The organism is Dactylosporangium salmoneum, assembly GCF_039532525.1.
GTDB lineage: Bacteria > Actinomycetota > Actinomycetes > Mycobacteriales > Micromonosporaceae > Dactylosporangium > Dactylosporangium salmoneum.
Window position 1 is genome coordinate 128,838 of the sequence record NZ_BAAARV010000033.1, and the last position, 23,892, is coordinate 152,729.

25 protein-coding genes and 1 pseudogene are annotated in these 23,892 nt (G+C 72.8%); 15 read left to right on the plus strand and 11 right to left on the minus strand.

Annotated features, from left to right (window positions below):
* Window positions 1–13 precede the first annotated feature (13 nt).
* From ABD352_RS22480 to tkt, 7 genes are all read right to left on the minus strand, one after another.
* Window positions 14–859 carry an EamA family transporter gene (locus tag ABD352_RS22480; RefSeq protein WP_344614415.1) on the minus strand — a complete coding sequence of 282 codons (846 nt, stop codon included), beginning with the start codon at window positions 857–859 and terminating at the stop codon, window positions 14–16.
* A gap of 108 nt (window positions 860–967) precedes the next feature.
* A complete protein-coding gene (pgl, locus tag ABD352_RS22485; protein WP_344614416.1) occupies window positions 968–1,738 on the minus strand; it encodes a 6-phosphogluconolactonase in 771 nt (256 codons plus the stop codon).
* On the minus strand, window positions 1,735–2,784 hold the full coding sequence (locus ABD352_RS22490; RefSeq protein ID WP_344614417.1) for a glucose-6-phosphate dehydrogenase assembly protein OpcA: 1,050 nt from the start codon (window positions 2,782–2,784) through the stop codon (window positions 1,735–1,737). Before ABD352_RS22490 ends, pgl begins: the two co-directional genes overlap by 4 nt.
* A gap of 22 nt (window positions 2,785–2,806) precedes the next feature.
* On the minus strand, window positions 2,807–4,324 hold the full coding sequence (gene zwf / locus ABD352_RS22495) for a glucose-6-phosphate dehydrogenase (RefSeq protein WP_344614418.1): 1,518 nt from the start codon (window positions 4,322–4,324) through the stop codon (window positions 2,807–2,809).
* Window positions 4,325–4,329: 5 nt separating this feature from the next.
* Window positions 4,330–5,724, minus strand: a complete 1,395-nt coding sequence (locus tag ABD352_RS22500; RefSeq protein WP_344614419.1) for a hypothetical protein — start codon at window positions 5,722–5,724, stop codon at window positions 4,330–4,332.
* A 53-nt stretch (window positions 5,725–5,777) separates the two neighbouring features.
* A complete protein-coding gene (gene tal, locus ABD352_RS22505; protein WP_344614420.1) occupies window positions 5,778–6,887 on the minus strand; it encodes a transaldolase in 1,110 nt (369 codons plus the stop codon).
* A gap of 19 nt (window positions 6,888–6,906) precedes the next feature.
* Window positions 6,907–8,964, minus strand: a complete 2,058-nt coding sequence (gene tkt / locus ABD352_RS22510) for a transketolase (RefSeq protein WP_425553611.1) — start codon at window positions 8,962–8,964, stop codon at window positions 6,907–6,909.
* 605 nt (window positions 8,965–9,569) lie between these two features.
* On the opposite strand from tkt, the gene ABD352_RS22515 reads away from it, so the two are divergent.
* From ABD352_RS22515 to ABD352_RS22550, 8 genes are all read left to right on the plus strand, one after another.
* Entirely contained in the window at window positions 9,570–10,484 is a 915-nt protein-coding gene (locus tag ABD352_RS22515) for a heme o synthase (RefSeq protein WP_344614607.1), read from the plus strand.
* 260 nt (window positions 10,485–10,744) lie between these two features.
* Complete coding sequence (locus tag ABD352_RS22520; protein ID WP_344614422.1) at window positions 10,745–11,068, plus strand: hypothetical protein; 324 nt, start codon at window positions 10,745–10,747, stop codon at window positions 11,066–11,068.
* Window positions 11,069–11,112: 44 nt separating this feature from the next.
* Window positions 11,113–12,018 carry an ATP-grasp domain-containing protein gene (locus tag ABD352_RS22525; protein ID WP_344614423.1) on the plus strand — a complete coding sequence of 302 codons (906 nt, stop codon included), beginning with the start codon at window positions 11,113–11,115 and terminating at the stop codon, window positions 12,016–12,018.
* 26 nt (window positions 12,019–12,044) lie between these two features.
* Entirely contained in the window at window positions 12,045–12,665 is a 621-nt protein-coding gene (locus ABD352_RS22530; RefSeq protein WP_344614424.1) for a fibronectin type III domain-containing protein, read from the plus strand.
* A gap of 3 nt (window positions 12,666–12,668) precedes the next feature.
* The gene (locus ABD352_RS22535; RefSeq protein WP_344614425.1) at window positions 12,669–13,385 is read left to right on the plus strand and encodes a TIGR03089 family protein; all 717 of its coding nucleotides are present in this window, start codon (window positions 12,669–12,671) and stop codon (window positions 13,383–13,385) included.
* Window positions 13,386–13,431: 46 nt separating this feature from the next.
* Complete coding sequence (locus ABD352_RS22540) at window positions 13,432–13,770, plus strand: ArsR/SmtB family transcription factor (RefSeq protein ID WP_344614426.1); 339 nt, start codon at window positions 13,432–13,434, stop codon at window positions 13,768–13,770.
* The gene (locus ABD352_RS22545) at window positions 13,767–14,213 is read left to right on the plus strand and encodes an SRPBCC family protein (RefSeq protein WP_344614427.1); all 447 of its coding nucleotides are present in this window, start codon (window positions 13,767–13,769) and stop codon (window positions 14,211–14,213) included. The genes ABD352_RS22540 and ABD352_RS22545 overlap by 4 nt, the downstream gene beginning before the upstream one ends.
* Window positions 14,214–14,221: 8 nt before the next feature.
* The gene (locus ABD352_RS22550; RefSeq protein ID WP_344614428.1) at window positions 14,222–14,983 is read left to right on the plus strand and encodes an alpha/beta fold hydrolase; all 762 of its coding nucleotides are present in this window, start codon (window positions 14,222–14,224) and stop codon (window positions 14,981–14,983) included.
* Window positions 14,984–15,031: 48 nt separating this feature from the next.
* On the opposite strand, the gene ABD352_RS22555 is transcribed toward ABD352_RS22550, so the two are convergent.
* Genes ABD352_RS22555 through ABD352_RS22565 form a run of 3 tightly spaced genes read right to left on the minus strand, consistent with a single transcriptional unit; the run spans window position 15,032 to window position 17,049 of the window.
* A complete protein-coding gene (locus ABD352_RS22555; RefSeq protein ID WP_344614429.1) occupies window positions 15,032–15,484 on the minus strand; it encodes an ATP-binding cassette domain-containing protein in 453 nt (150 codons plus the stop codon).
* Window positions 15,485–15,529: 45 nt separating this feature from the next.
* On the minus strand, window positions 15,530–16,756 hold the full coding sequence (locus ABD352_RS22560) for a lyase family protein (RefSeq protein ID WP_344614430.1): 1,227 nt from the start codon (window positions 16,754–16,756) through the stop codon (window positions 15,530–15,532).
* A gap of 2 nt (window positions 16,757–16,758) precedes the next feature.
* Window positions 16,759–17,049, minus strand: coding sequence for a hypothetical protein (locus ABD352_RS22565; RefSeq protein ID WP_344614431.1), 291 nt, complete (start codon window positions 17,047–17,049; stop codon window positions 16,759–16,761).
* A gap of 162 nt (window positions 17,050–17,211) precedes the next feature.
* Between ABD352_RS22565 and ABD352_RS22570 the strand changes: the two genes are divergently transcribed.
* Complete coding sequence (locus tag ABD352_RS22570; protein WP_344614432.1) at window positions 17,212–17,931, plus strand: DUF4184 family protein; 720 nt, start codon at window positions 17,212–17,214, stop codon at window positions 17,929–17,931.
* A 37-nt stretch (window positions 17,932–17,968) separates the two neighbouring features.
* Window positions 17,969–18,417, plus strand: a pseudogene (locus ABD352_RS22575) (GNAT family N-acetyltransferase).
* Here ABD352_RS22575 and ABD352_RS22580 read toward each other — a convergent pair.
* Window positions 18,375–19,292: a COX15/CtaA family protein gene (locus tag ABD352_RS22580; protein WP_344614433.1), complete on the minus strand. Its 918-nt coding sequence runs from the start codon at window positions 19,290–19,292 to the stop codon at window positions 18,375–18,377. The pseudogene ABD352_RS22575 and the gene ABD352_RS22580 overlap by 43 nt on opposite strands.
* A 200-nt stretch (window positions 19,293–19,492) precedes the next feature.
* Here ABD352_RS22580 and ABD352_RS22585 point away from each other — a divergent pair, with 200 nt between their 5' ends.
* From ABD352_RS22585 to sufC, 5 genes are read left to right on the plus strand one after another with little or no spacing between them, the layout of a single operon-like run.
* Window positions 19,493–20,248 (plus strand): helix-turn-helix transcriptional regulator, encoded by a 756-nt coding sequence (locus tag ABD352_RS22585; protein WP_425553601.1) that lies wholly within the window; start codon window positions 19,493–19,495, stop codon window positions 20,246–20,248.
* Window positions 20,245–21,651: a Fe-S cluster assembly protein SufB gene (gene sufB / locus ABD352_RS22590; RefSeq protein WP_344614434.1), complete on the plus strand. Its 1,407-nt coding sequence runs from the start codon at window positions 20,245–20,247 to the stop codon at window positions 21,649–21,651. Before ABD352_RS22585 ends, sufB begins: the two co-directional genes overlap by 4 nt.
* Window positions 21,648–22,790, plus strand: coding sequence for a Fe-S cluster assembly protein SufD (gene sufD, locus ABD352_RS22595; protein ID WP_344614435.1), 1,143 nt, complete (start codon window positions 21,648–21,650; stop codon window positions 22,788–22,790). Before sufB ends, sufD begins: the two co-directional genes overlap by 4 nt.
* Complete coding sequence (locus ABD352_RS22600; RefSeq protein ID WP_344614436.1) at window positions 22,787–23,113, plus strand: bifunctional 3-phenylpropionate/cinnamic acid dioxygenase ferredoxin subunit; 327 nt, start codon at window positions 22,787–22,789, stop codon at window positions 23,111–23,113. The genes sufD and ABD352_RS22600 overlap by 4 nt, the downstream gene beginning before the upstream one ends.
* Window positions 23,110–23,886 (plus strand): Fe-S cluster assembly ATPase SufC, encoded by a 777-nt coding sequence (gene sufC / locus ABD352_RS22605; protein WP_344614437.1) that lies wholly within the window; start codon window positions 23,110–23,112, stop codon window positions 23,884–23,886. Before ABD352_RS22600 ends, sufC begins: the two co-directional genes overlap by 4 nt.
* The last annotated feature ends 6 nt before the right edge of the window (window positions 23,887–23,892 follow it).

A 23,892-nucleotide genomic window follows, 5' to 3' on the forward strand; every position in this document is an offset into this window, starting at 1 on the left:
GCCGGGCCGCCGTCTACAGGCTGACCAGGACGATGCCGGCGGCCACGAGGACGGCCGCGGCGATGCGCCGCCGGCCCAGGCGCTCGCCGAGGAACGCCACGCCGATGATCGCGCCGATGACGATGCTGGTCTCGCGCAGCGCGGCAATGGCGGCGGTCGCGCCGCTGGTCTGGGCCCAGAGCACCAGGCCGTACGCGGTCAGGGAGAGCACCCCGCCCACCAGTCCGCCGGCGGCGCTCTTGCGCACCTCGGTGGTCAGCCGGCGGCCGCGGCGGGCCAACGCCACGAGCGGGAGCACCGGTCCTTGCAGGAAGAACATCCAGGCGGCGTAGAGCAGCACCGGGGTGGTGCGCACCCCCGAGGCGTCGACGACGGTGTAGGCGGCGATCGCGAGGCCGGTCGCCACCGCGGCGGCCAGTGCCGGCAGCTGGGCGCGGGTCGGCCGGCCCCGGTCGAGGGCCATGCTCACCAGGCCGGCCGAGATCGTGAGCACGCCGATCAGCTGGACCACCGGCATGGCCCGGTGCAGCAGCACGATCTCCAGCACGGCGACGACCCAGGGCGCGGTGCCGCGGGCGACCGGGTAGACCTGGCTGAAGTCGCCGAACTCGTAGCTGGCCCACAGCAGCAGCTGGTAGACGACGTGGATCAGGGCCGAGCCGATGATGTACGGCCACGAGCCGGCCGGCGGGAGCCCCAGCACGGCGACGGCGAGCCCGCCGATGACCGTGTAGGCGACGTTGATCAGCGCGAATCCGAGCAGGCGGTCCGGCGCCTGGTGCGCGACGGCGTTCCACACCGCGTGGAGGACGGCGGCCAGCAGCGTGACGGCCACGACGGCAGGGGAGAAGACCAGCACCGAGGAGCGAGGCTATCAGCCCATCGATGCAGCGGCGCCGACCGCCCGGAGGCGACGGCGCCGCTCAAAACAAGCCGCTCAAAACAAGCAGCTCAAAACAGGGAACGTTCAGACCAGGCTGCGGAACTTCGGCGGCAGGTCGTGGGCGGCGGCCGAGTCGAGCAGCCACAGCGTCAGTTCGCGGCCGTGCACGCCCGCGGCCGGCACCTGGCGCGGGCCCGCGTCGGCCAGGGCCAGGCCCACCGCGCTCGCCTTGCCCGCCCCCGACGCGATCAGCCAGACCTCGTCGGCCGTGTTGATGGCGGGCAGGGTCAGCGTGGTGCGGACCGGGGGCGGCTTCGGGCTGCCGCGCACCGCCGAGACGGGGCGCGTCTCGAACGTGACCGGGTGCTCGGGGAACACCGAGGCCACGTGGCCGTCCTCGCCGACGCCCAGCAGCACCACGTCGAAGTGCGGCAGCTCGGCCGAGCCCGGCCGGGCCGCCTGCGCCAGCTCGGCGGCGTAGCGGGCGGCGGCGGCCTCGGCGTCGTCGCCGTCCGGGCCGTCCGAGGGCGGCATCGGGTGGACGCGGGTCGGGTCGAGCTTCAGGGACTCCAGGAGGGTGGCGCGGGCCTGGGTCTCGTTGCGCTCGTCGTCACCGGCCGGCAGGAAGCGCTCGTCGCCCCACCACAGGTTCACCCGCGTCCAGTCGACCGCGTCGCGGGCCGGGCTGTCGCGGACGGCCTGGTAGATCTGGGCGGCGATGCGGCCGCCGGTCAGCACGACCGTGGCCTCGCCGCGTTCGGCCTGGGCGTCCGTCAGGCGGACGATCAGGCGGGCGGCGGCGGCCTCGGCCAGCAGGCGCGGCTCGGTGTGGACGATCACCTTGCTCTGGGTCACGACGCCACATGCTCCTCTACCAGCGCGGCCGGCTCCGGTGCGGGGGCCAGGGAGGCCGCGGCGGACGCCTCCGGGCGCTCGGCCAGGGCCGGGTCCTTCCAGATGTGCACGCGCGGGGCGGTGCGCTCGTCGAGGCGGCGCTTGCCGGTGCCGGCGGCCAGGGCGGCCGCGTACGGCTGGTCCGGGTCCAGGCGGCGCAGCTCCTCGGCCAGCTCGTCGCCCAGCGGGCGGCGGGTCAGCGGCAGGATGCGGTCCGGCTGGCCGGTGCGCTGCAGGGTGGCGACGCCCGCGTTGAGGTCGCGGGTCAGCTTCATCTCGTTGCCGTCCTCGAGCTGCAGCTCGACCGCCTCCATGATCCTGCCGGAGCCGGAGCGGCGGGTCGGGTGGACGCCCAGGCGGGCCTCCAGCCAGCCGCCGAGCAGCAGCGCCGTCGGGTCGTGCTCGGGGGCCACGACGGTGGCGGCCCGCACGCCGACCCGGTTGGCGTCGAAGGCGCCGGCCAGCAGGGTGCGCCACGGGGTGATCCGCGACCACGCCAGGTCGGTGTCGCCGGGCACGTAGTCGTCCGAGCGCACGCGCAGCGCGGCGACCGGGTCCTCGGCCTGGGCGCTGTCGGTGATGCGCCGGTCGGCCACCACGCCCAGCGGGTCGTAGGCGATGCGCTCCGGCGGGGTGCACTGCCACCAGGTCACCACCGGCACGTCCGGGGCGAGCAGCGGCATGACCACCGACTCGGCGTGCAGCGCCAGGCGGCCCTGCATGCGCATCACGACCGCCTCGCACGGCCCGAGCCGGCCGCCGACCACGATCTCGGCGTCGAGCCGCGAGCGCTGCTGCGTCACGTCCGCCCGCACGATGATGAGCAGCCGGCACGGGTGTGCGGAGGCGGCGATGGTGGCGGCCGCCTCGGCCTCGCGGACCTGGCGCTCGTCGACCACCGCGATCAGGGTCAGGGCCAGGCCACTGGTCAGGCCGCCGGCGCTGCGCCGCTCGTTGGCCAGGGCCTTGACCACCTCGATGCCGGTGGTGTCCCACAAACCGATCATGTCCATGTCTCCCTAGTTGGCCCTACGCCCGGCGCCAGGCGCGGCCCTCGCGGGCCAGCATCTCGTCGGCGGCCCGCGGCCCCCACTCGCCCGCGCGGTACGGCTCGGGCGTGGAGCCGGCCCAGGACGCCTCGAGCGGGTCGATCACGTTCCAGCTGGCCTCGACCTCGGCGGAGTCGGGGAACAGCGTCTTGTCGCCGATCAGGACGTCGAGGATGAGCCGCTCGTACGCCTCCGGGCTGGCGTCGGTGAACGCCTCGCCGTACTGGAAGTCCATCGCGATGTCGCGGACCTCCATCGTGGTGCCCGGCACCTTGGAGCCGAACTTCAGCATCACGCCCTCGTCCGGCTGGACCCGGATGACCAGCTGGTTGTTGCCGAGCATCTCCACGTCGGCGTCGTTGAACGGCAGGTGCGGGGCCTTCTTGAACAGCACCGCGAGCTCGGTCACCCGCCGCGGCAGGCGCTTGCCGGCCCGGATGTAGAAGGGCACCCCGGCCCAGCGGCGGTTCTGGATGCCCAGGCGCACCGCCACGTACGTCTCCGTCTTCGACTCCGCCGGGACGTCCTTCTCCTCGAGGTAGCCGGGGACCCGCTCGCCGGCCACCCAGCCGGTCAGGTACTGCCCCCGCACCGTCTGCGTGAACACGTCGGTCGGCACCTTGATGGCGTTGAGCACCTTGAGCTTCTCGGTGCGGATCGCCTCGGCGTCGAAGGCCGTCGGCTCCTCCATCGCCACCAGGGCGAGCAGCTGCAGCAGGTGGTTCTGCAGTACGTCCCGGGCCGTCCCGACCGTGTCGTAGAACCCGGCGCGGGTGCCGATGCCGACGTCCTCGGCCATCGTGATCTGCACCGAGTCGACGTAGTTGGAGTTCCACACCGGCTCGAACAGGTTGTTGGCGAACCGCAGCGCCATGATGTTCTGGACCGTTTCCTTGCCCAGGTAGTGGTCGATGCGGAACACGTCGCGGGCGGTGAAGGCGTCGTCGACGAGGTCGTTGAGCTGCTTGGCCGAGGACAGGTCGTAGCCGAACGGCTTCTCCACCACGACCCGGCGCCAGCCGCCGGACTTCGCGTTGTCCGACATGCCGGTCCGCTCGAGCTGCTTGAGCACGACCGGGAAGGCCGACGGCGGGATCGACAGGTAGAACGCCGCGTTGCCCGGGATGCCGGACTCGTCGTGCAGGTCGTTGAGCGTCTGCGCCAGGTGGTCGAAGGCCTGGTCGTCCTCGAACGAGCCGGGCACGAACTTGATGTTCCCGGACAGGCGCGACCACACCTCCTCCCGCCACGTGGTGCGGGCGCCGTTCTGGGCCGCCTTGCGGGCCAGGTCCTCGAAGTCGCCGTCGCCCCAGTCGCGCCGGGCGAAGCCGAGCACGGCGAAGCTGGGCGGTAGCAGACCCCGGTTGGCCAGGTCGTAGACGGCCGGGATGAGCTTCTTGCGGGCCAGGTCACCGGTGACGCCGAAGATGACCAGCGCGCACGGCTCGGGAATCCGAGGCAGTCGCCGGTCCTGCGGGTCCCGCAGCGGATTGGTCATCAGTCTCACCCTCCGAGGGCGGCCAACAGTTGGTCGATACCGGTTGTCCGGTCGGTCAGATGGAGCCGGAGCCGCGGCCCGCGCCCCTCGGCCGCCGCCTGGGCGGCCAGGAGCCGGCCGAACGTGTACGGCCGGCCGGGCACCGGCACGTCGTCGCCCGTCGCGGCGGTGATCTGGATCAGCGCGCCGAGCCCGGGCAGCGGCGGACGATTCCCCCAGCCGAACGTGACGGCCCGCGCCACCCTCCCGGCGAGGGCGTCGCGGACACCGGCCGCCGCGGCATCGGCCTCGCGGTCGAGGTGCGCGGCAACCGCCACGTACCCACCTTCGGGCACGCGACGCATCAGTTTGTCGATCGCGCCGATCACGGTCGTGGCGCGCGTCTCGCCGTACACCTCGATCGCCCCCTCGACGAGGGCGGGTCCGGGGCCGAGCGCGCCGGCCACGAGCGCGGCCTGCTCCCAGGCGAGCAGTTGCGCGCCGAGCGGGCCGTTGACGGACAGGTCGGGGGTGAGGCTGCGGACCTGGTTGCGGCCCAGCATGCCGCCGATGGTCACGCTGAGCACGTCCGGGCCCTCGTGGCCCCAGGAGGACGGGTTCTCGAGGACGACCGGCACGACGTGGGGCGCGACGGCGGCGAACAGCCACTCGAGCCACTCGCCGAGGCCGTCGATGCCGGAGCCGTCCGGGGACACGGCGAGCTTGTTCCGCCCGTTGCGGGCCGCCTCGCCGATGGCCACGCCGAGGGCCAGCCCGGGCGGGAACTCGGGGGCTTCCGGCTGACGCGGGGAGGGCACGGCGTTGTACGAGCCGAACCCGATCGGATGGGTGCGGGCGGCGGCCAGGGGCGGGGCGAGCAGCGCCCGCGCCTGGTCGAGCAGGGCGGCGATGTCGGCGCCGGCCAGGCCGGGAGCCACCAGGGAGTAGGGGCTCAGGGCCGAGTGGGGCGGCGCGAACGTCAGGAAGGTCTCGGCGCCCAGCGCGGCCCAGGGGGAGCCGGGGGCGGCCACGACGACCAGGTGGCGGGTCAGCTCGTCGCCGAGGAAGGCGCCGAACATCCGCAGGTAGGCATCGATCTCGGGGTCGGGCTCGCCGGCGAGCACGAGGGCCGTGCGGGTGAGCGACTCCGCGGACAGGGCCTGCCGCGGGGTGAGCAGCGACAGGCCCAGGGTGGTGGCGATGGCCCGGGCCGCCGCGGCGGGCGCGCCGGTCGCCAGCAGGGCGACGCGGTCGAGGCCCCGCGAACGCAGGGCCTCGATCCGGTCGGACAGGTCCGGGCCGGGCAGCGCGGGTGAGGCAGGGAGCAGGGCGCGATCGCCGACGGGCGCGGCACCGAACACCGTGAGGCCAGCGGCCGCGACCACGTCGTCGAGCAGCTCAGACACCCAAACCCCCTGCATGACCCTCATCCTGGCGCCCGCGGGTGACGGGCGCGTCGAGAACCCGTGAAACCTCAGGCGGCGGAGGCCAGCGCCTTCTGCACCGTCTCGATCATCTCCTTGCCGCTGACGGTGAACTTCTCCACGCCCTCGCGCTCGAGGACGTCGACGACGTCGTTGTAGTCGATGCCCAGGGCGGCCAGCGCGTCCATCACCTGCTTGGCCTCCTCGTAGCCGCCGGTGACGGCGTCGAGGCGGACCTCGCCGTGGTCGGCGAACGCGTGGATGACCGACTCCGGCATGGTGTTGACGGTGCCGGGCGCGACGAGCTCCTCGACGTAGATCACGTCGCGGTACTCCGGGTTCTTCGTCGACGTCGAGGCCCACAGCGGCCGCTGCGGGTTCGCGCCCGCGTCGGCAAGGGCCTGCCAGCGCGGCTCGGAGAACTTGCGCTCGTAGAGCTGGTAGGCGAGCTTCGCGTTGGCGATCGCCGCCTTGCCCTTCAGCGCCTTGGCCTCGTCCGTGCCGATCTTGTCGAGGCGCTTGTCGTACTCCGTGTCGACCCGCGACACGAAGAAGGACGCCACCGAGGCGATCTTGGAGAGGTCGTGCCCGTTGGCCTTGGCCTGCTCGACGCCGGCGAGGAAGGCGTCGATGACGGCCTCGTAGCGCTCCAGCGAGAAGATCAGCGTGACGTTGACGCTGATGCCCTCGGCCAGGGTCGCCGTGATGGCCGCCAGGCCCTCCCTGGTCGCCGGGATCTTGATGAAGAGGTTGTCGCGGTCCACGAGCCACCACAGCGCCTTGGCCTCGGCGGCGGTGCGGGCGGTGTTGGCGGCCAGCGTCGGGTCGACCTCGATCGAGACCCGGCCGTCGACGCCCTTGCTGGCGTCGGCGGCGGGCTTCATCACGTCGCAGGCCCAGCGCACGTCGTAGCCCATGACCGAACGCATCGCCTCGGCGACCGAGGTCTCGCGCAGGGCGAGGTCACTGACCTGGGAGGCGTAGTCCTCGGCCGAGGTGACGGCCTTGGCGAAGATGGTGGGGTTCGTGGTGACCCCGACCACGTGCTGCTCGCGGCGCAGCTTGTCCAGCCCGCCGCTGCTCAGCCGCTGCCGGGAAAGGTCGTCGAGCCAGATCGCCACGCCAGCGGCGGCGAGCTCGGCCAGCCGATCGGAACTCATCGCGGTCTCCTTCTGGTACTCAGTTGCCGGTAGTGCTGCCGGTGATCTCGCCGACCTTGGCGAGGGAGGCGTGCGCCGCCGCGACGACGTGGTCGACGGTGAAGCCGAACTGCTCGAACAGCACCTGGTAGGGGGCGCTCGCGCCGTAGTGCTCGATGCTCACCGGCACGCCGGCGTCGCCGAGGTACTTCTGCCAGGACATCGCGATGCCGGCCTCGACGCTGACCCGGGCCTTCACGCCCGTCGGGATCACCTGCTGGCGGTAGGCCGCGTCCTGCTCCTCGAACCACTCCTGGCACGGCATCGACACCACGCGGGTCGGGGTGCCCTCGGCCTCCAGGCGCTCCTGGGCCTTGACCGCGAGCTGCACCTCGGAGCCGGTGGCGATGATGATCACCTGCGGCTGCCCGTCGGAGGCGTCCTTGAGGATGTAGCCGCCCTTGGCCACGTTGTCGGCCGGCGCGTAGAGGGTGCGGTCCAGCGTCGGCAGGTTCTGCCGGGTGAGGGCCAGCGCGACCGGCTGGTCCTTGCGCTCCAGCGCCACCTTCCAGGCCTGCGCGGTCTCGTTGGCGTCGCCGGGGCGGACCACGGCGAGGTTCGGGATCGCCCGCAGCGCCGACAGGTGCTCGATCGGCTGGTGGGTGGGGCCGTCCTCGCCGAGGCCGATCGAGTCGTGCGTCCACACGTAGACGACCGGCTGCTTCATGAGCGCGGCCAGGCGCACCGCGGGGCGCATGTAGTCGGAGAAGACGAGGAACGTGCCGCCGTAGGGGCGGGTCGGGCCGTGCAGCTTGATGCCGTTGAGGATGGAGCCCATGCCGTGCTCGCGGATGCCGAAGTGCAGCGTCCGGCCGTACTCGTTGCCGGGGAACGCCTTCGTGGCGAACTCCGCCGGCAGGAACGAGGGCTCGCCCTCCATCGTGGTGTTGTTGCTCTCGGCCAGGTCGGCCGAGCCGCCCCACAGCTCCGGCAGCACCCCGGCGAGCGCGCCGAGCGTGTCGCCGGACGCCTTGCGGGTGGCCACGCCCTTCTCGCTGGGCGGGAACTCCGGCAGCGCCTTCTCCCAGGCGTCGGGCAGCGTGCCCGCGAACAGCCGGTCCAGCAGCGCCGCCCGCTCGCCGGCGCTCTCGCGCCAGGCGGCGAAGCGCTCGTCCCACGCGGTGTGCAGCTCGCGGCCGCGCACGATGGCGCCGCGGGTGTGCTCGAGGACCTCGTCGGTCACCTCGAAGGTCTGCGACGGGTCGAAGCCCAGGATCTCCTTGGTGGCGGCGATCTCCTCGGCGCCGAGGGCCGAGCCGTGGACCTTGCCGGTGTTCTGCTTCTTCGGCGCCGGCCAGCCGATGATGGTGCGCAGCGCGATGAACGACGGCTTGTCGGTCACCGCCTTGGCGGCCTGGATGGCGTCCCACAGCGCGTGGACGTCCTCGGTGTAGACCCCGTCGCCGGCGTCGTGGCCCTTGCGCCAGTCGACGACCTGCACGTGGAAGCCGTAGGCCTCGTAGCGCGCGGCCACGTCCTCGCTCTTGGCGACCTTGGTGTCGTCCTCGATCGAGATCTCGTTGTCGTCGTAGATGACGGTCAGGTTGCCCAGCTTCTGGTGCGCGGCCAGCGCGCTGACCTCGTGGCTGATGCCTTCCTCGATGTCACCGTCCGAGCACAGGACGTACACGTCGTGGTCGAAGAGGCTCTCGCCGGTGGCCGGCTCCGGGTCGAACAGCCCCCGCTCGCGGCGGGCCGCCATCGCGAAGCCGACCGCGTTGCCGATGCCCTGGCCCAGCGGGCCGGTGGTGGTCTCGACGCCGGCGGTGTGGCCGTGCTCGGGGTGGCCCGGGGTCAGGGAGTTCCACTGCCGCAGCGACTTGAGGTCGTCGAGGCTCAGGCCGTAGCCGGCCAGGTACAGCTGGATGTACAGCGTCAGGCTGGAGTGCCCGCACGAGAGCACGAAGCGGTCCCGGCCGAGCCAGTTCGGGTCGGTGGGATCGTGGCGCATCACCTTCTGGAACAGAAGGTAGGCGGCCGGTGCCAGGCTCATCGCGGTGCCGGGGTGTCCGTTGCCGGCCTTCTCGACGGCGTCCATCGCCAGCACCCGGACCGTGTCGACCGCACGCCGGTCGACGTCGGACCAGGACAGCTCGGGACCCTTGACCTGTTCATCGCTCACGGCGGGGCTGCTCCTGTCGAACGGGGAGGTTGCGTTTTCCTCGAAGGGGTTATCAGGTCGACCCTACCCACGATCGGGTGGCACCACGCTCAGTCGACCATGTTTCGGACATCGGCGACGGTGCCAGCGGCAACCGTAGTCGATCCGCGCATCCGCCCCGGCCAGTCTCCCTGGCCGCGCCGGGGCGGAACTTGATCGATTCAGCTTAGCGCGAAATCGCCGCGCGCCGCCTTTACCCGGGTGCTTCCCGCCCTTCGGAACGGTGCCCGGTCCCCGCCCACCGGGGGCGCCGTCCGACCTGCGCCGATCCTGTTCTACGATGCGGAGGCCCGCTGGTCTCGGCGGGACCCTCGCTCCGCCGCAGTCTCCACCCGACCCCGGCCGGCCAGCACGATGTGGCCGGCGGGCGACAGGCGCGGCCGACGCCGGAAGGTGGAAACCCAGACGTGACGCAGCTCGTCGACCACGCAGTCGTAGATCAGCGCGGGTCCGAGCCGGTCCGTCCCACGTCGGCGGCGGCCCTGGCCCGGGCGCAGCAGGCGGAGGCGGCCGGACGGCGGGCGAGCCTCGCCGCGGTGGTGAAGGCGTACGTCTCGCTCACCAAGCCGCGCATCATCGAGCTGCTGCTGATCACCACCGTCCCGGTGATGTTCCTGGCCGCGCGCGGCCTGCCCTCGCTGTGGCTGGTCCTCGTCGTGCTGGTCGGCGGCTCGCTCGCGGCCGGCGCGGCCAACGCGCTCAACTGCTACATCGACCGCGACATCGACCAGGTGATGAAGCGCACGTCGCGCCGTCCCCTGGCCACCCACACCGTGTCGCCGCGCAGCGCCCTGATCTTCGGGCTGACCCTCGCCGCGGTGTCCACGGTGCTCATGGCGACGTTCACCAACGTGCTCGCCACCGCGCTGACCGTCGGCGCCATCGCCTACTACGACCTCGTCTACACGCTGTGGCTCAAGCGGACCACGTGGCAGAACACGGTGTGGGGCGGCGCCTGCGGCGCGGCCCCGGTGCTGATCGGCTGGGCCGCGGTCACCGGCGGGCTGTCCTGGACCGCCTGGATGCTGTTCGCGGTCGTGTTCCTCTGGCAGCCGCCGCACTTCTACGCGCTGGCCATCAAGTTCAAGGCCGACTACGCGCGGGCCGGCATCCCGATGCTGCCCGTCGTGCGCAGCATGCGCCGGGTCGGGCTCGAGACGGTGGTGTACAGCTGGCTCACCGTCGGCGCCTCCGTCGCGCTCTGGCCGATGGGGATGACCCCGCTGTACGGCATCGTCGCGGTCGTCGTCGGCGCGCTGCTGCTGATCGAGGCGCACCGGCTGCACGGCCGGGCCCGGCGCGACGAGCCGCTGAAGCCCATGCGGCTGTTCCACTGGTCGGTCACGTACCTGACGCTGCTGTTCGTCGCCGTGGCCGTGGACGCGCTCATCCAGTAGGGCCATAACCCGGCCCGAAATGCCGGTCTAAGCGGCACTTAACCCAGAAACGCCCGAATTTTTTGTCACATCCACGCCGGTTCGCCAGAAGTGATGAACGTCTCGCCGTGAGCGCCGCGACAGCGCGAGGAAAATCCGGATATTGACCGATTTGGCCGGGCGAAGCGGCGCGGGCGATCAGTAAACCTGTTCGTAACAACGATCACAACGGCGGCGCAGTTCACCCGCACGTGGCCTGATGTCCCTCTAGTGTGGCGCTCATGGCAGATGGTTCCGATACGACGATGACCCTGAGCCGCCCGGTGCCGGGCAGCCTGATCACCGGCATCAAGTCCTTCGCGGAGGACCACGGCGGCGCCAAGGCGGTCATCGAGTACGTCGGCCGGCGCGGTGCTCGCATCGTGCTCGTCGGAGAGGACGGCGTCTGGGGGGACCAGTTCGCCGAGGGCACGGACATCGCCCGCTCCGCCTGCGTGCAGGCCGGGGTCACGATCGAGAACGGGTGGGAGCGCGAGCTGCTCGAGCAGATGCGGCCGAGCAACGACCTGTGGCGTTCGATGGGCCGCCGCACGCTGTCGCGCTGACCGGCGCCGGGACCGACCCGGACCACCGGCGGTATCGTCGCCGGGTGAGCCAAGATCAGACTTCTCAGTCCACCGCGACCCGGGCCGCCGCCCGGGTCCCTCTCGTTACCTGCGCCGACCTGCCCGACCTCGACGAGGACGACCGGATGCTGATCCCGGCCCTCGCCGCCCGCGGGATCGCCGCCGAGCCGGTCGCCTGGACCGACCCGGGCGTGGACTGGGACGCCTTCGACCTCGCCGTGATCCGCAACACCTGGGACTACGCCCGCCGCCGCGACGAGTTCGTCGCCTGGGCCCACCGGGTGCCGCGGCTGGCCAACGCGGCCGCCGTGATCGAGTGGAACACCGACAAGCGCTACCTGCGCGACCTCGCCTTCGCCGGCATCCCCGTGGTGCCCACCGCCTGGGTCGAGCCGGGCGAGCAGTGGCGGCCGGCGGGCAGCGGCGAGATCGTGGTGAAGCCGGCGGTCAGCGGCGGCAGCATCGACACCGGGCGGTACGACCTCGCCACCCAGGCCGACCGCGCCGCCGAGCTCGTGCGCGGACTGCAGGCCGACGGGCGGGTGGTGATGATCCAGCCGTACCTCGCCGGGGTCGACACCGCCGGGGAGACCGCGATGCTGTTCTTCCACGGGACGTTCAGCCACGCCGTCCGCAAGGGCGCCATCCTCACCGGCCCCTACGAGGGCACCAGGGACCTGTACCAGAACGAGAACATCTCGCCGCGCGAGCCCTCCGCCGCCGAGCTGGCCCTGGCCAAGGAGGTCCTCGCCGCGCTGCCGGCGCCGGCCGAGGACCTGCTCTACGCCCGGGTCGACCTGCTGCCCTCGCCGGACGGCCCCGTCGTCATCGAGGTCGAGCTGACCGAGCCGTCGCTGTTCCTCGGCCACGCCCCGGGCGCGGCCGGCCGCCTGGCCGACGCCATCGAGCGGCGCCTGCGGCTCAGGTAGCGGCCCCGCGCGCCGATGTGGACGGGGTGAAACGGTGCATCGGCGCGGCCTTCGTGCTGACCGCCGCCCTGACCTGCGGGGTGGCGGGCTGCAGCATGCTCCCGGGCCTCAGCGGCGGCACCGGCGACACCTCCACCGGCAAGGGCTCGGGCAAGGTGGTGAACCTGCCGGAGAAGACCGTGTACCTGCGCGGCAACGCCGCCCCGTCGGTCGACGTCACCGGCAGCGCGGTCCGCGGCCCGATCGCCTCCATGTCCCCGTTCCCGAGCCGGACCCGGGCCACCGTCGTGCCCAGCGCCACGCCGACCGACTGCACCGGCGTGGTGCGCCCGGGCGTCGTCAACGGCGCCGACGTCACGCCCGGCACGACCTCGGCCGTGGTCAGCTGGTGGAACATCGGCGATCCGGCGATCGTGGAGTACCGGCTGGCCCCGGTGCCCCAGCACCTCTACATGGGCAGCCAGCCGCCGTGGGTCTGGCAGACGGTGGCGCCCGCCAAGGGCTGCACCCGGATCAGCACCAGGGTGACCGGGCTGACCTCCCACGCGCCCTACGTCTTCGTCATCCACGCGGTGCTCAAGAAGTACGAGTCGCTGCCCCCGAACGCCCCGGAGGTGGCGCGCAGCGACGCCGTCGTGATGCTGTAGGGCATGGCGAACCTTCCGGAGGCGGCCGAGGCGCCGCTGCTGACGTACTACGACGACGCCACCGGCGAGCGGACCGAGCTGTCCGCGACCGCGCTCGGGGAGTGGGCCGCGCGGGTCGCCGGGCTGTTGCGCGGGGAGTGCGGGCTGGGCGCCGGCAGCCGGGGCGCGGTGCTCCTGCCGCCGCACTGGCTCACCGCCGCCGCCCTGCTCGGCGCCTGGTCGTCCGGGATCGCGCTGTCGCTGCGGGTCAAGGCGACCGCCGGCCTGCCGTCGCTGGAGCCGGGCGGGGACGACCCGTTCGACGTGACCCTCGTCGCCGCCGACCGCGTCGGCTCGTGGCTGGAGGACGTGCCCGAGGGCAAGCATCGGTTCTCCTGCTTCGCCGAGGAGCCGCCCGAGGGGTACCGCGACCTGCGCGCCGCCCTCGACGCGCACCCGGCGCACGTGCCGGCGTTCGGGCGGACCAGGAGTACCGATGCCGCCGGCGTCGACGGGACGACCTTCGGCCAGTGGGGCGGCGTGGCCGCGGAGCTCGGGCAGCGCTTCGGGCTGCGGGCCGGGGACCGGCTCCTGGTCGACGCCGCCGAGCACGAGCATCCGGTGAAGTGGCTGCTGGCCCCGCTGGCCGCCGGCGCCTCCGTGGTGCTGTGCGCCAACGCCACCCCGGAGGCGCTCCGGGAGCACGCGAGGGCCGAGGGGGCCACCCGCACGCTGCAATAACAACCAATCAGTTGTTAAACCGATCGGTTGTGGATATGGTCGGGGCATGGCGGTTGTCACCGACGAGCTGAGCCTCGTCTTCGCGGCCCTGGCCGACCCGACCCGGCGGGCCATCCTGGAGCGCCTCGCCGAGGGCGAGGCCACCGTGCACCAGCTGGCCGAGCCCTTCGCGATGACCCAGCAGGCGGTCTCCAAGCACCTCAAGGTGCTGGAGGGCGCCCGGCTCATCTCGCGCGGCCGCGCCGCCCAGTCGCGCCCGTGCGCGCTGGAGCCGGAGCGGCTGGCCGAGGCGGTGGGCTGGATCGAGCGGCACCGGCGGGTGTGGGCCGAGCGCCACGACCGGCTGGCCGAGCACCTGCGGCGCCTGCAGGGCGGTGCCGCATGACGGAGGTCGGTGAGCTCACGTTCAGCCGGATCCACGAGGCCGGCCCCGAGCTGCTGTTCGACTGCATGACCAGGCCCGAGCACCTGACCCACTTCTGGGGCCCGGCCGGCACCACCACCCCGCTCGACGGCATCGTCGTCGACCTGCGCCCGGGCGGCGCCTTCGAGACCACGATCGTCGGCGGCGACGGCGGCACGCACACCATGCGGGCCGTCTACGCCGAGATCGACCGCCCGCGCCGGCTCGTCTGGATCGAGCCCGGCGTCGAGGGCGGCATGCGCACCGAGGTCACCTTCGTCGACCTCGGCGACGGCCGCACCGAGGTCGTCACCCACCAGACCAACGTCCCGGCCGCCTTCCTCGCCGCCCAGGCCCGGGCCGGGTTCGACACCAGCCTGGACCGCTTCGACGCGTACCTGGCCGAGCTCACCCGAGACCGTTAGGAGCCCCCATGCCCACCGTCACTTCGGCCGACGGCACCGCCATCGGCTACGAGAGCACCGGCGCCGGCCCGGCCCTGGTCCTGGTCGACGGCGCCATGTGCTACCGCGCCGCCGGGCCGATGCGCCCGCTCGCCGCCCTGCTGCGGGAGCACTTCACCGTGGTCACGTACGACCGGCGCGGCCGGGGCGAGAGCGGCGACACGCCGCCGTTCGACCCCCAGCGGGAGGTCGAGGACCTCCAGGCCGTCGTCGGGGCCGCGGGCGGGTCGGCCCGCGTCTCCACCATGTCGTCCGGGGGCGCGGTCGGGCTGGCCGCCGCCGCGCAGGGCTCCGGCATCACCGCGCTCGCCGTCTACGAGCCGCCGTTCGTCGGGCCCGACCCGGCGTACTCGGCGCGGCTGGCCGAGCTGCTCGCCGCCGGCCGCCGCGGGGACGCCGTGGCGCTGTTCATGGGCAAGGTCGGCATGCCGGCCGAGGCGATCGCCGGGTTCCGGGCCTCGCCGGCCTTCGCCACCCTGGAGGCGATCGCCCCGACCCTGGCCTACGACGACGCCGCGCTCGCCCCGGGCAGGGTACGGCCCGAGGTGGCCGCGTCCGTGGTGGTGCCGGCCGTCGTCATCGCCGGCGGGGCCAGCCCGGCGTGGCTGTGCGACGCCGCCCGGGAGACCGCGGCCGCCCTGCCCTGGGCCACCTTCGAGGTCCTGGACGGCCAGACCCACGACGTCGACCCGGCGGCCCTGGCCCCCCTGCTGATCAAGCTGCTGGGCTGAGCCGCATGTGCCTGCGGCGGCGCAGGCGGACCGCCGTCAGTGCCGCCGTCAGGCCGACCAGCAGCAGCGTGCAGGGTCGCCGAGCGCGGCCAGCACCAGGTTCAGCTTCTGCTGGGTCCCGCCGGACAGGTGCCGGGCCGTGGCCGGTCCGCTCGTGTCCCACGACAGCATCCGTGCCATGCGCCGGCCCGCGCGGCGTGACGCCGTCCGGCCGGTGCTCCGCGCGGCGCCGAAGAGCTCGAAGTGCTCGTCCGGGCGCAGGAACTGGAACAGGCCGGCCTGCTGGGGGCAGTACCCGACGGTGCCCCCGATCGTCACGGTGCCCTCGTCGGCGCCGACCAGCCCGGCACAGATCTTGAGGAACGTGGACTTGCCGGTGCCGTTCGCCCCGACGACCGCGGCGACCTGCCCGGCGTGCACCGTCAGGTCAACGCCGTTCAGCACGCTCCTGCGGCCGTAGCGCTTGGCGATGCCGCGGGCCTGTAGCCGTACCGTTGCCATAGTCGTATCAACGCCCCAAGCGGCATCCGGGGTTGTCCGAGGCCGTCATCGTTTGGTCCCGAACGCCTGCAGCGCCCGGTCGACGAGCGGTCCGGTGGCGGTCAGGTCGCCGGTGAGGCCGCTGCGGGCCAGATTGTCGCGCATCACGTCCGGGTGGACCAGCAGCCGCTCCAGGGCCGCGCGCAGCCAGGAGACGGCCGAGCCGGTGGCGATGAGCAGCTCGCGCATCGGGCGCCACTCCGCGTGCCAGGCGCCGGCCGCCCGCTCGTGCTCGTGGTCCATCGCGGCCAGCAGGTTGGCCACCAGGCCGGGCGCGGAGGCGGCGCAGCCCAGCGCGCAGACGGCGGCGACGCTGGAGGCGTCGGAGACCTCGTTGACCTCGCTCCGGGCCAGCAGCGTGAGGTCCCGGGCCACCTTGGCCACCGCCCCGGCCGCGCAGCCCAGGGCGCCGGCCAGGTCGGCGATGCGGGTGCGCTCGGCGTGCCAGGGCAGCGCCGGCTCGCACAGCCCGAGCACCGTGGCCAGGCCCTCGACCACGTCGGGACCGGCCTCGCCGAAGGGCGCGAGGGTGCCGGCCGCCCCGCCCAACTGCACCGCGAGCCGCTCCCGCTGCACCTGCTCCAGCCGGCGCCGGGCGGCGTCCAGGCCGGCCAGCCAGCCGGCCGCCTTGAGCCCGAAGGTGGTCGGCGCCGCCTGGCGCAGCAGCGTACGGCCGATCATGGGGGTGTCGCGGTGCTCGCGGGCCAGCCGGGCGGCCTGGTCGCCGGCCGCGGCCAGGTCGGCCAGCAGCGGGCGCAGCGCCCGGGAGGCGACCAGCATGCCGGCCGTGTCGAGGACGTCCTGGCTGGTGGCGCCCCGGTGCACGGCCTGCGACCAGGGCTCGGGGACGGCGCGGCGCAGGGCGGCGACCAGCGGCGCCACCGGGTTGCCGTCCGCCGCCGCGCCCGCGCCGATCGCGGCCACGGCGAACGCCTCGGGCCGGGCGCAGGCCGCCCCGATCGCGTCGGCGGCGTCCTGCTCGAGCAGCCCGCTGAACGCCTGCACCTCGGCCAGCGCGGCCTCGACCTGCAGCATCGCGGTCAGCCAGGCGTCGTCGGCGACCGCCGCGGCGACCTCGCCGCGCGCGAGCACCTCGCCGAACAGGCTTGTAGTAGGTCCCATGCGATCCCCGGGGGTGATGAGCGGCCGGGAGCCGAGCCTACCGAGCATCGGGTGCTCGCGGGGCGGGAACATGGGCACCCGGCGCCGGCCCTGCAGGACCGGCGCCGGCACGCCTACAGGAAATCGGTGAACCCCGGACGGAAGCGGTCATCGGGCTTGCCGAATGTCGTGAACGCGAGTCCGCCCCGCGGTTCGACCCCCGGGAGATGTTCGATCATGCGATCGTGTTCAATGACGCACGCCAATGCCTGCGTCAGGTCGGACTCGAGCTGGTGGACCGCCTCTTCGAGGTCCTCCTCCCGCCGTGACCAGTCGATGTCAGCCTCGCGAAGCTGCTGGCCGGCGAGCTTCGCGACGGCCTCCGGATCGGTGACCGCGACTTCCAGGCGGCAGTAGATCTGCATGATGAGCGGTTCCGTGTGCCCCATCGAAGAAGGGTTGCACACCAATGATGCGAGCCTCCAGAAAGTGCAGATGAATTTACAGCCCGGCAATGCTGTGAGAGGTTCGTGATGATCCGGTGGAGGTGAACCGCGACGGCGCCGGCCGCTGGCAGCATTCGCCCCGTGCCCTCGACCTTGCCGACGCACCCGCTCGCCGTCCTGCCGCTCAAGCTCTGGCGCCCCCGCTGGTTCGACGGTGTCGCCCTGGCCACCGGCGCCTGCGCGCCCGACTACGCCTACGCCTTCGACGGCATCGGGGTGCGCATCCCCGGCCACACGATCCCGGCCCTGCTGTGGTGGTGCCTGCCGACCGCGGTCGCCACGGCGTGGGTGATCCGCCGGGGCGCGCCCGGGGTCGCCGCCCACCTGCCGTGGTGGCTGCGCGACTACGGGGTGCTGGCCCGGGTGCGCCACCGCTGGTACGTCACCGCCTGGTCGGCCCTGATCGGCGCCGTCAGCCACCTGCTGTGGGACCTCGTCACGCACCCGGGCCCGGTGGCCGCGTGGTGGCCGATCCGCCAGGCCAGCGACGCGATGGGCGTGGTGTTCACGCCGCTGCTCATCTGGTACATCGGGCGCAGCCACCTCCTGCGGCGGTGGCACGGCGAGCCGCCCGCCGTCGCCCGGCGCCCGGCCCGCTTCTGGGGCGTGGCCGCGGTGGTGTGCGTCGCCGGCGCGCTGGCCATCGGGTCGCTGCGCGCCGACTACGCCGAACACCTGCACGTGCTCGGGGTCCGGGTCTTCGCCACCGTGACGCTGGCGCTGCTGGCGGGGGCGTTCGCCGTACAGTCGGCTGGTGTTGAGGACCGACCGGCTGCTCCTGCGCCGCTTCCGCGCCGATGACGCCCCGGCGCTGGCCGCCTACCGTTCGGATCCGGACGTGGCGCGGTACCAGAGCTGGGACGCGCCTTCCCGCTGTCCGCCGCCGAGGACTTCGTCGCGGGCCTGGACGGGCGGGACCCGCGGGCCGAGGGCTGGTTCCAGTACGCCATGGACCTGAACGGCCGCCTGATCGGCGACGTCGGGGTGAACCGCCACGACGAGGGGCGCCAGGCGGAGATCGGCTTCACGCTGGCCCCGCGGTTCCAGGGCGGCGGCTACGCGTCCGAGGCCGTCCGCCGGGTGGTCGGCCACCTGCTGGCCGAGGAGGGCCTGCACCGCGTGCACGCCTCGGTCGACGGCCGCAACGACCGGTCCGCACGCCTGCTGCGGCGGCTGGGCTTCCGCCTGGAGGGCCGCGAGATCCAGAGCTGCTGGGCCAAGGGGGAGTGGACCGACGACCTGCGCTACGCGGTGCTGGCCAGCGAGTGGTCGCGCTCCTCGGCCTGAACCCGGCGCGGCCGGACGGCCAGCAGCAGGTTGAGCGTCGCCGTCCACACCAGGCAGGCGCCCAGCATGTGCGCGATCACGACGGGCCAGGGGAGGCCGGTGAAGTACTGCACGAAGCCCACCACCCCCTGGGCCAGCTCGACGAGCACGAGGATCGCCGCCGCCCGGGTGACCCGCAGCGGCGCGCCGAGGGCCCGCAGCCCGAACCACACCGCGATCGAGAGCCCGACGAGCACGAACACGGAGTCGGCGTGCAGCTGCGACATCGCCTCCGGGTCGAACCCGGTGCGGCTGGCCCGGGTGTCCCCGGAGTGCGGCCCGCTGCCGGTGACCACGGTCCCCAGCACGAGCGCCGCCGCCGACACGGCGGTGATGACCACGGCCGCCGCCTGCATGGCCCGGGGCGCCGTCCAGCGCGGCGGCTCCGGCCGGGTGCGCTGCCAGAAGACCACGGCGACGGCGATGAGCGCCATGGAGAGCAGGAAGTGGGCGGCGACCGTCCACGGGTTGAGCGCCATCCGCACGGTGATGCCGCCCAGCACCCCCTGCGCGGCGATGCCGGCGAGCACCCAGACCGCCCCGCGCAGCGCCGTGCGGGCCTTGTGCCGCTGCCGCCACGCCGCGGCCAGCGCCACGACGGCGAACACGCTGAGCACGAACGTGAGCGTGCGGTTCCCGAACTCGATGACGCCGTGGTAGCCCATGGCCGCGGTGGTCACGTAGGAGTCGTCGGTGCAGCTGGGCCAGGTCGGGCAGCCCAGGCCCGAGCCGGTGAGCCGCACGAGCCCGCCGGTGCAGACGATGCCGATGTTGGCGATCAGCAGCGCCAGCGCGGCCCCGCGCAGCGTCGAGTCCCGATCGAGCCAGTCGTTCACCCTGCTCACCATTCGCCCCACGGCGGCGATACTACGCGCGGCTACATATCGGTGGTCGGGCCGCCTGGCCGCCGCCGCCGGCGCGCAGCCCGCGGTTGCCGGCCGGGTGCAGGGTGGGTTTGGTTAGGGTTACCTTCCGTGCGGTGGATCACCCGGGCGGTGATTTGCCCGCGGTTGGCGAATTACGTAACGTTGGTGTTGTGAAAAACGCTGACGCGGTGTCGCGTGCGCAGGTGCCAGGTGCGCCCGCGCCCGGCGGCGTGGATGCGTGCCCGGCCCCGCTCGACGTGCGCACCCGCGACCGGGTCACCGAGCTGCTGCTCCAGCAGGGGTCGGCCACGGCGACCGAGCTGGGCCTCGCCCTCGGGCTGAGCCCGGCCGGGGTCCGCCGGCACCTCGACGCGATGCTCGCCGAGGGGCTGGTCGAGAGCCGCGAGCGGCCCGACCGCGGGCGGCGCGGGCGCGGGCGGCCGGCCCGGGTGTTCACGCTCACCGCGGCGGCCCGGGAGACGCTGCCGCACACCTACGACGGGCTGGCCACGGCCGCGCTGCGCTGGATCGCCGAGCACGGCGGGCCGGCCGAGGTCGCCGCGTTCGCCGCCGCGCAGGTCACGGGGCTCGAGGAGCGCTGCCGGTCGGCCATGGCGGAGGCGGGGGAGGACCCGCTGGCCCGGGCCGAGGCCCTCGCGCGGGCGCTGACGGCAGAGGGATACGCTGCCGGCGCGACCACAATCGCCACCGGTGGGCAGCTGTGTCAGCACCACTGCCCGGTGGCCCACGTGGCCGCGGAATTCTCCCAGCTGTGCGAGGCCGAGACCGAGGTGATCTCGCGCCTGGTCGGCACGCACGTCCAGCGGCTCGCCACCATCGCCAACGGCGACGGCGTCTGCACCACCCATATTCCGGCCCGGGTACAGCCCGGAGCCCGTCCCGATAGGCAAAGGATCGTGAGATGACGACTGCCGATCAGCTTGCCGGCCTCGGCCGGTACGAGTACGGCTGGGCCGACTCCGACACCGCAGGGGCCTCGGCGCGCCGTGGCCTCAACGAGGACGTCGTGCGCGACATCTCCGGGAAGAAGCACGAGCCCGAGTGGATGCTCGACCTGCGGCTGAAGGGGCTGCGGCTGTTCGGACGCAAGCCGATGCCGGCCTGGGGCGCGGATCTGTCGCACATCGACTTCGACAACATCAAGTACTTCGTGCGCTCCACCGAGAAGCAGGCCGCGAGCTGGGACGAGCTGCCCGAGGACATCAAGAACACGTACGACAAGCTGGGCATCCCCGAGGCCGAGAAGCAGCGCCTCATCGCGGGCGTGGCCGCGCAGTACGAGTCGGAAGTGGTCTATCACAAGATCCGCGAGGACCTCGAAGAGCAGGGCGTGGTCTTCCTGGACACCGACACGGCGCTGAAGGAGCACGAGGACCTCTTCAAGGAGTACTTCGGCACCGTCATCCCGGTCGGGGACAACAAGTTCGCCTCGCTCAACACGTCGGTCTGGTCCGGCGGGAGCTTCATCTACGTGCCGAAGGGCGTGCACGTGGAGATCCCGCTGCAGGCGTACTTCCGGATCAACACCGAGAACATGGGCCAGTTCGAGCGGACGCTCATCATCGTCGACGAGGGCGCGTACGTGCACTACGTCGAGGGCTGCACCGCGCCCATCTACTCGTCGGACTCGCTGCACTCGGCCGTGGTCGAGATCGTGGTGAAGAAGAACGCGCGCTGCCGGTACACCACCATCCAGAACTGGTCGACCAACGTGTACAACCTGGTCACCAAGCGGGCGGTGTGCCACGAGGGCGCCACGATGGAGTGGATCGACGGCAACCTCGGGTCGAAGGTCACCATGAAGTACCCGGCCGTCTTCATGACCGGCGAGCACGCCAAGGGCGAGGTGCTCAGCGTGGCCATGGCCGGCGAGGGCCAGCACCAGGACGCCGGGGCGAAGATGGTGCACGCCGCCCCGCACACCTCCTCGACCATCGTGTCGAAGTCGATCGCGCGCGCGGGCGGGCGGACGTCGTACCGCGGCCTCGTGCAGGTGCTCGAGGGGTCGCACCACTCCAAGTCCACCGTCAAGTGCGACGCGCTGCTGGTGGACACCATCTCCCGCTCGGACACGTACCCCTACGTCGACATCCGCGAGGACGACGTCTCCATGGGGCACGAGGCGACCGTCTCGAAGATCAGCGATGACCAGCTGTTCTACCTGATGTCGCGCGGCCTGACCGAGGACGAGGCGATGGCGATGATCGTGCGCGGCTTCATCGAGCCGATCGCCAAGGAACTGCCCATGGAGTACGCGTTGGAGCTCAACCGGCTCATCGAGCTGCAGATGGAGGGCGCTGTCGGATGAGCGCCCCCGTTCTTGTCCCGCCGAAGACGCGCGCCCAGCAGGTGCGCTCGTTCGATGTCGCCGACTTCCCGGCGCTCACCGGCCGCGAGGAGGAGTGGCGCTTCACGCCGCTCAAGCGCCTGCGCGGGCTGGCCACCGCCACCGCCGGACCCGGCGCCACCGCGCCCAAGGTCGAGGCGGGCGAGCTGCCGGCCGGTGTCACGGTGGCCACCGTGGACCGCAGCGACCCCCGGGTCGGCTCGGCGCTGACCCCGTTCGACCGGATCAGCGCGCTGGCCGCCGGCGCCGCGACCGAGGCCCTCGTCGTCGCGGTGGCCCGCGAGGCGGTGCTGGAGACCCCGGCGGTCGTACGGCTGGTCGGCACCACCACCGAGACGGCGTTCGGCCACACGGTCGTCGAGGTCGGCACGCTGGCCGAGGCCACGGTCGTGCTCGAGCAGACCGGCTCGGTCACGCTGGCCGACAACGTCGAGGTGCTCGTCGGCGACGGGGCCCGGCTCACCCTGGTCACCGTCACCGACTGGGCCGCCGACGCCGTCCAGGCCCAGCACGTGCGCTTCCGGCTCGGCCGGGACGCCAAGGTCACCCACGTACAGGTGACCCTCGGCGGCGATCTCGTACGGCAGTACACCAGCGTCGACTACGCCGGCCGCGGCGGCGAGATCGACGCGTTCGGCCTGTACTTCGCCGACGCCGGCCAGCACTTCGAGCACCGGCTGCTCGTCGACCACTCGGTGCCCGACTGCCGCAGCAACGTCGCCTACCGCGGCGCGCTGCAGGGCGCCGACGCCCACACGGTGTGGGTCGGCGACGTGCTGATCCGGGCCGAGGCGACCGGCACCGACACCTACGAGATCAACCGCAACCTGATCCTGACCGACGGGGCGCGCGCCGACTCGGTGCCCAACCTGGAGATCGAGACCGGCGAGGTCGCCGGCGCCGGCCACGCGAGCGCCACCGGCCGCTTCGACGACGAGCAGCTGTTCTACCTCATGTCCCGGGGCATCCCGGACGAGCAGGCCCGCAAGCTCGTCGTGCGCGGCTTCTTCCACGAGCTGCTGCTGAAGGTCCCGGTCGAGCAGCTGCGCGACCGGCTCGGCGCGGCCATCGAGGCTCGGCTGGAAGAGGCCGGGGCATGATCCGTGTCTGTGCGGCCGCCGAGGTGGCCAAGGGCGAGGCTGTGCAGGTCACGGTCGAGGGGACCGAGATCGCGCTGGTCCACGCCGACGACGACAACTTCTACGCCGTCTACGACGAGTGCTCGCACGCCTCGGTCCCGCTGTCGGAGGGCGAGATCGAGGGCTGCACCCTGGAGTGCTGGCTGCACGGCTCGCGCTTCGACCTGCGCACCGGCGAGCCGACCGGGCTCCCGGCCACCGAGCCCGTCCCGGTGTACCCCGTCGAGGTACGCGACGGCGACGTCTACATCGATCTGAACCCGAGTAACGGAGTCTTCAAGTGAGCGAGCTCTCGATCAGCAACCTGCAGGTCTCGGTCAAGCTGCCCGACGGCGAGCTCAAGCCGATCCTCGCCGGGGTCGACCTCACCGTCCGCGCCGGGGAGACCCACGCCATCATGGGGCCGAACGGCTCCGGCAAGTCCACCCTCGCGTACTCGATCGCCGGGCACCCGAAGTACCAGGTCACCGGCGGCTCGGTGACCCTCGACGGCCAGGACGTGCTGGCGATGACCGTCGACGAGCGGGCCCGCGCCGGGCTGTTCCTGGCCATGCAGTACCCCGTGGAGGTCCCCGGCGTCTCGGTGGCCAACTTCCTGCGCACCGCCAAGACCGCCATCGACGGCGAGGCGCCGAAGCTGCGCACCTGGGCCGGCGAGCTGCGCGGCGCGATGGAGCAGCTGCAGATGGACCCGGCGTTCGCCCAGCGCAACGTCAACGAGGGCTTCTCCGGCGGCGAGAAGAAGCGCCACGAGATCATGCAGCTGGAGCTGCTCAAGCCGAAGATCGCGGTGCTGGACGAGACCGACTCGGGCCTGGACATCGACGCACTGCGGATCGTGAGCGAGGGCGTCAACCGGGTCCGCGAGCAGGGCAACACCGGGCTGCTGCTCATCACCCACTACACGCGCATCCTGCGGTACATCAAGCCGGACTTCGTCCACGTGTTCGTCGACGGCCGGATCGTGGAAGAGGGCGGCCCGGAGCTCGCCGAGCAGCTCGAGACCACCGGGTACGAGCGCTTCCAGGCCGACGCCGGCACGGCCTCCATCGCTTAGGGGCAG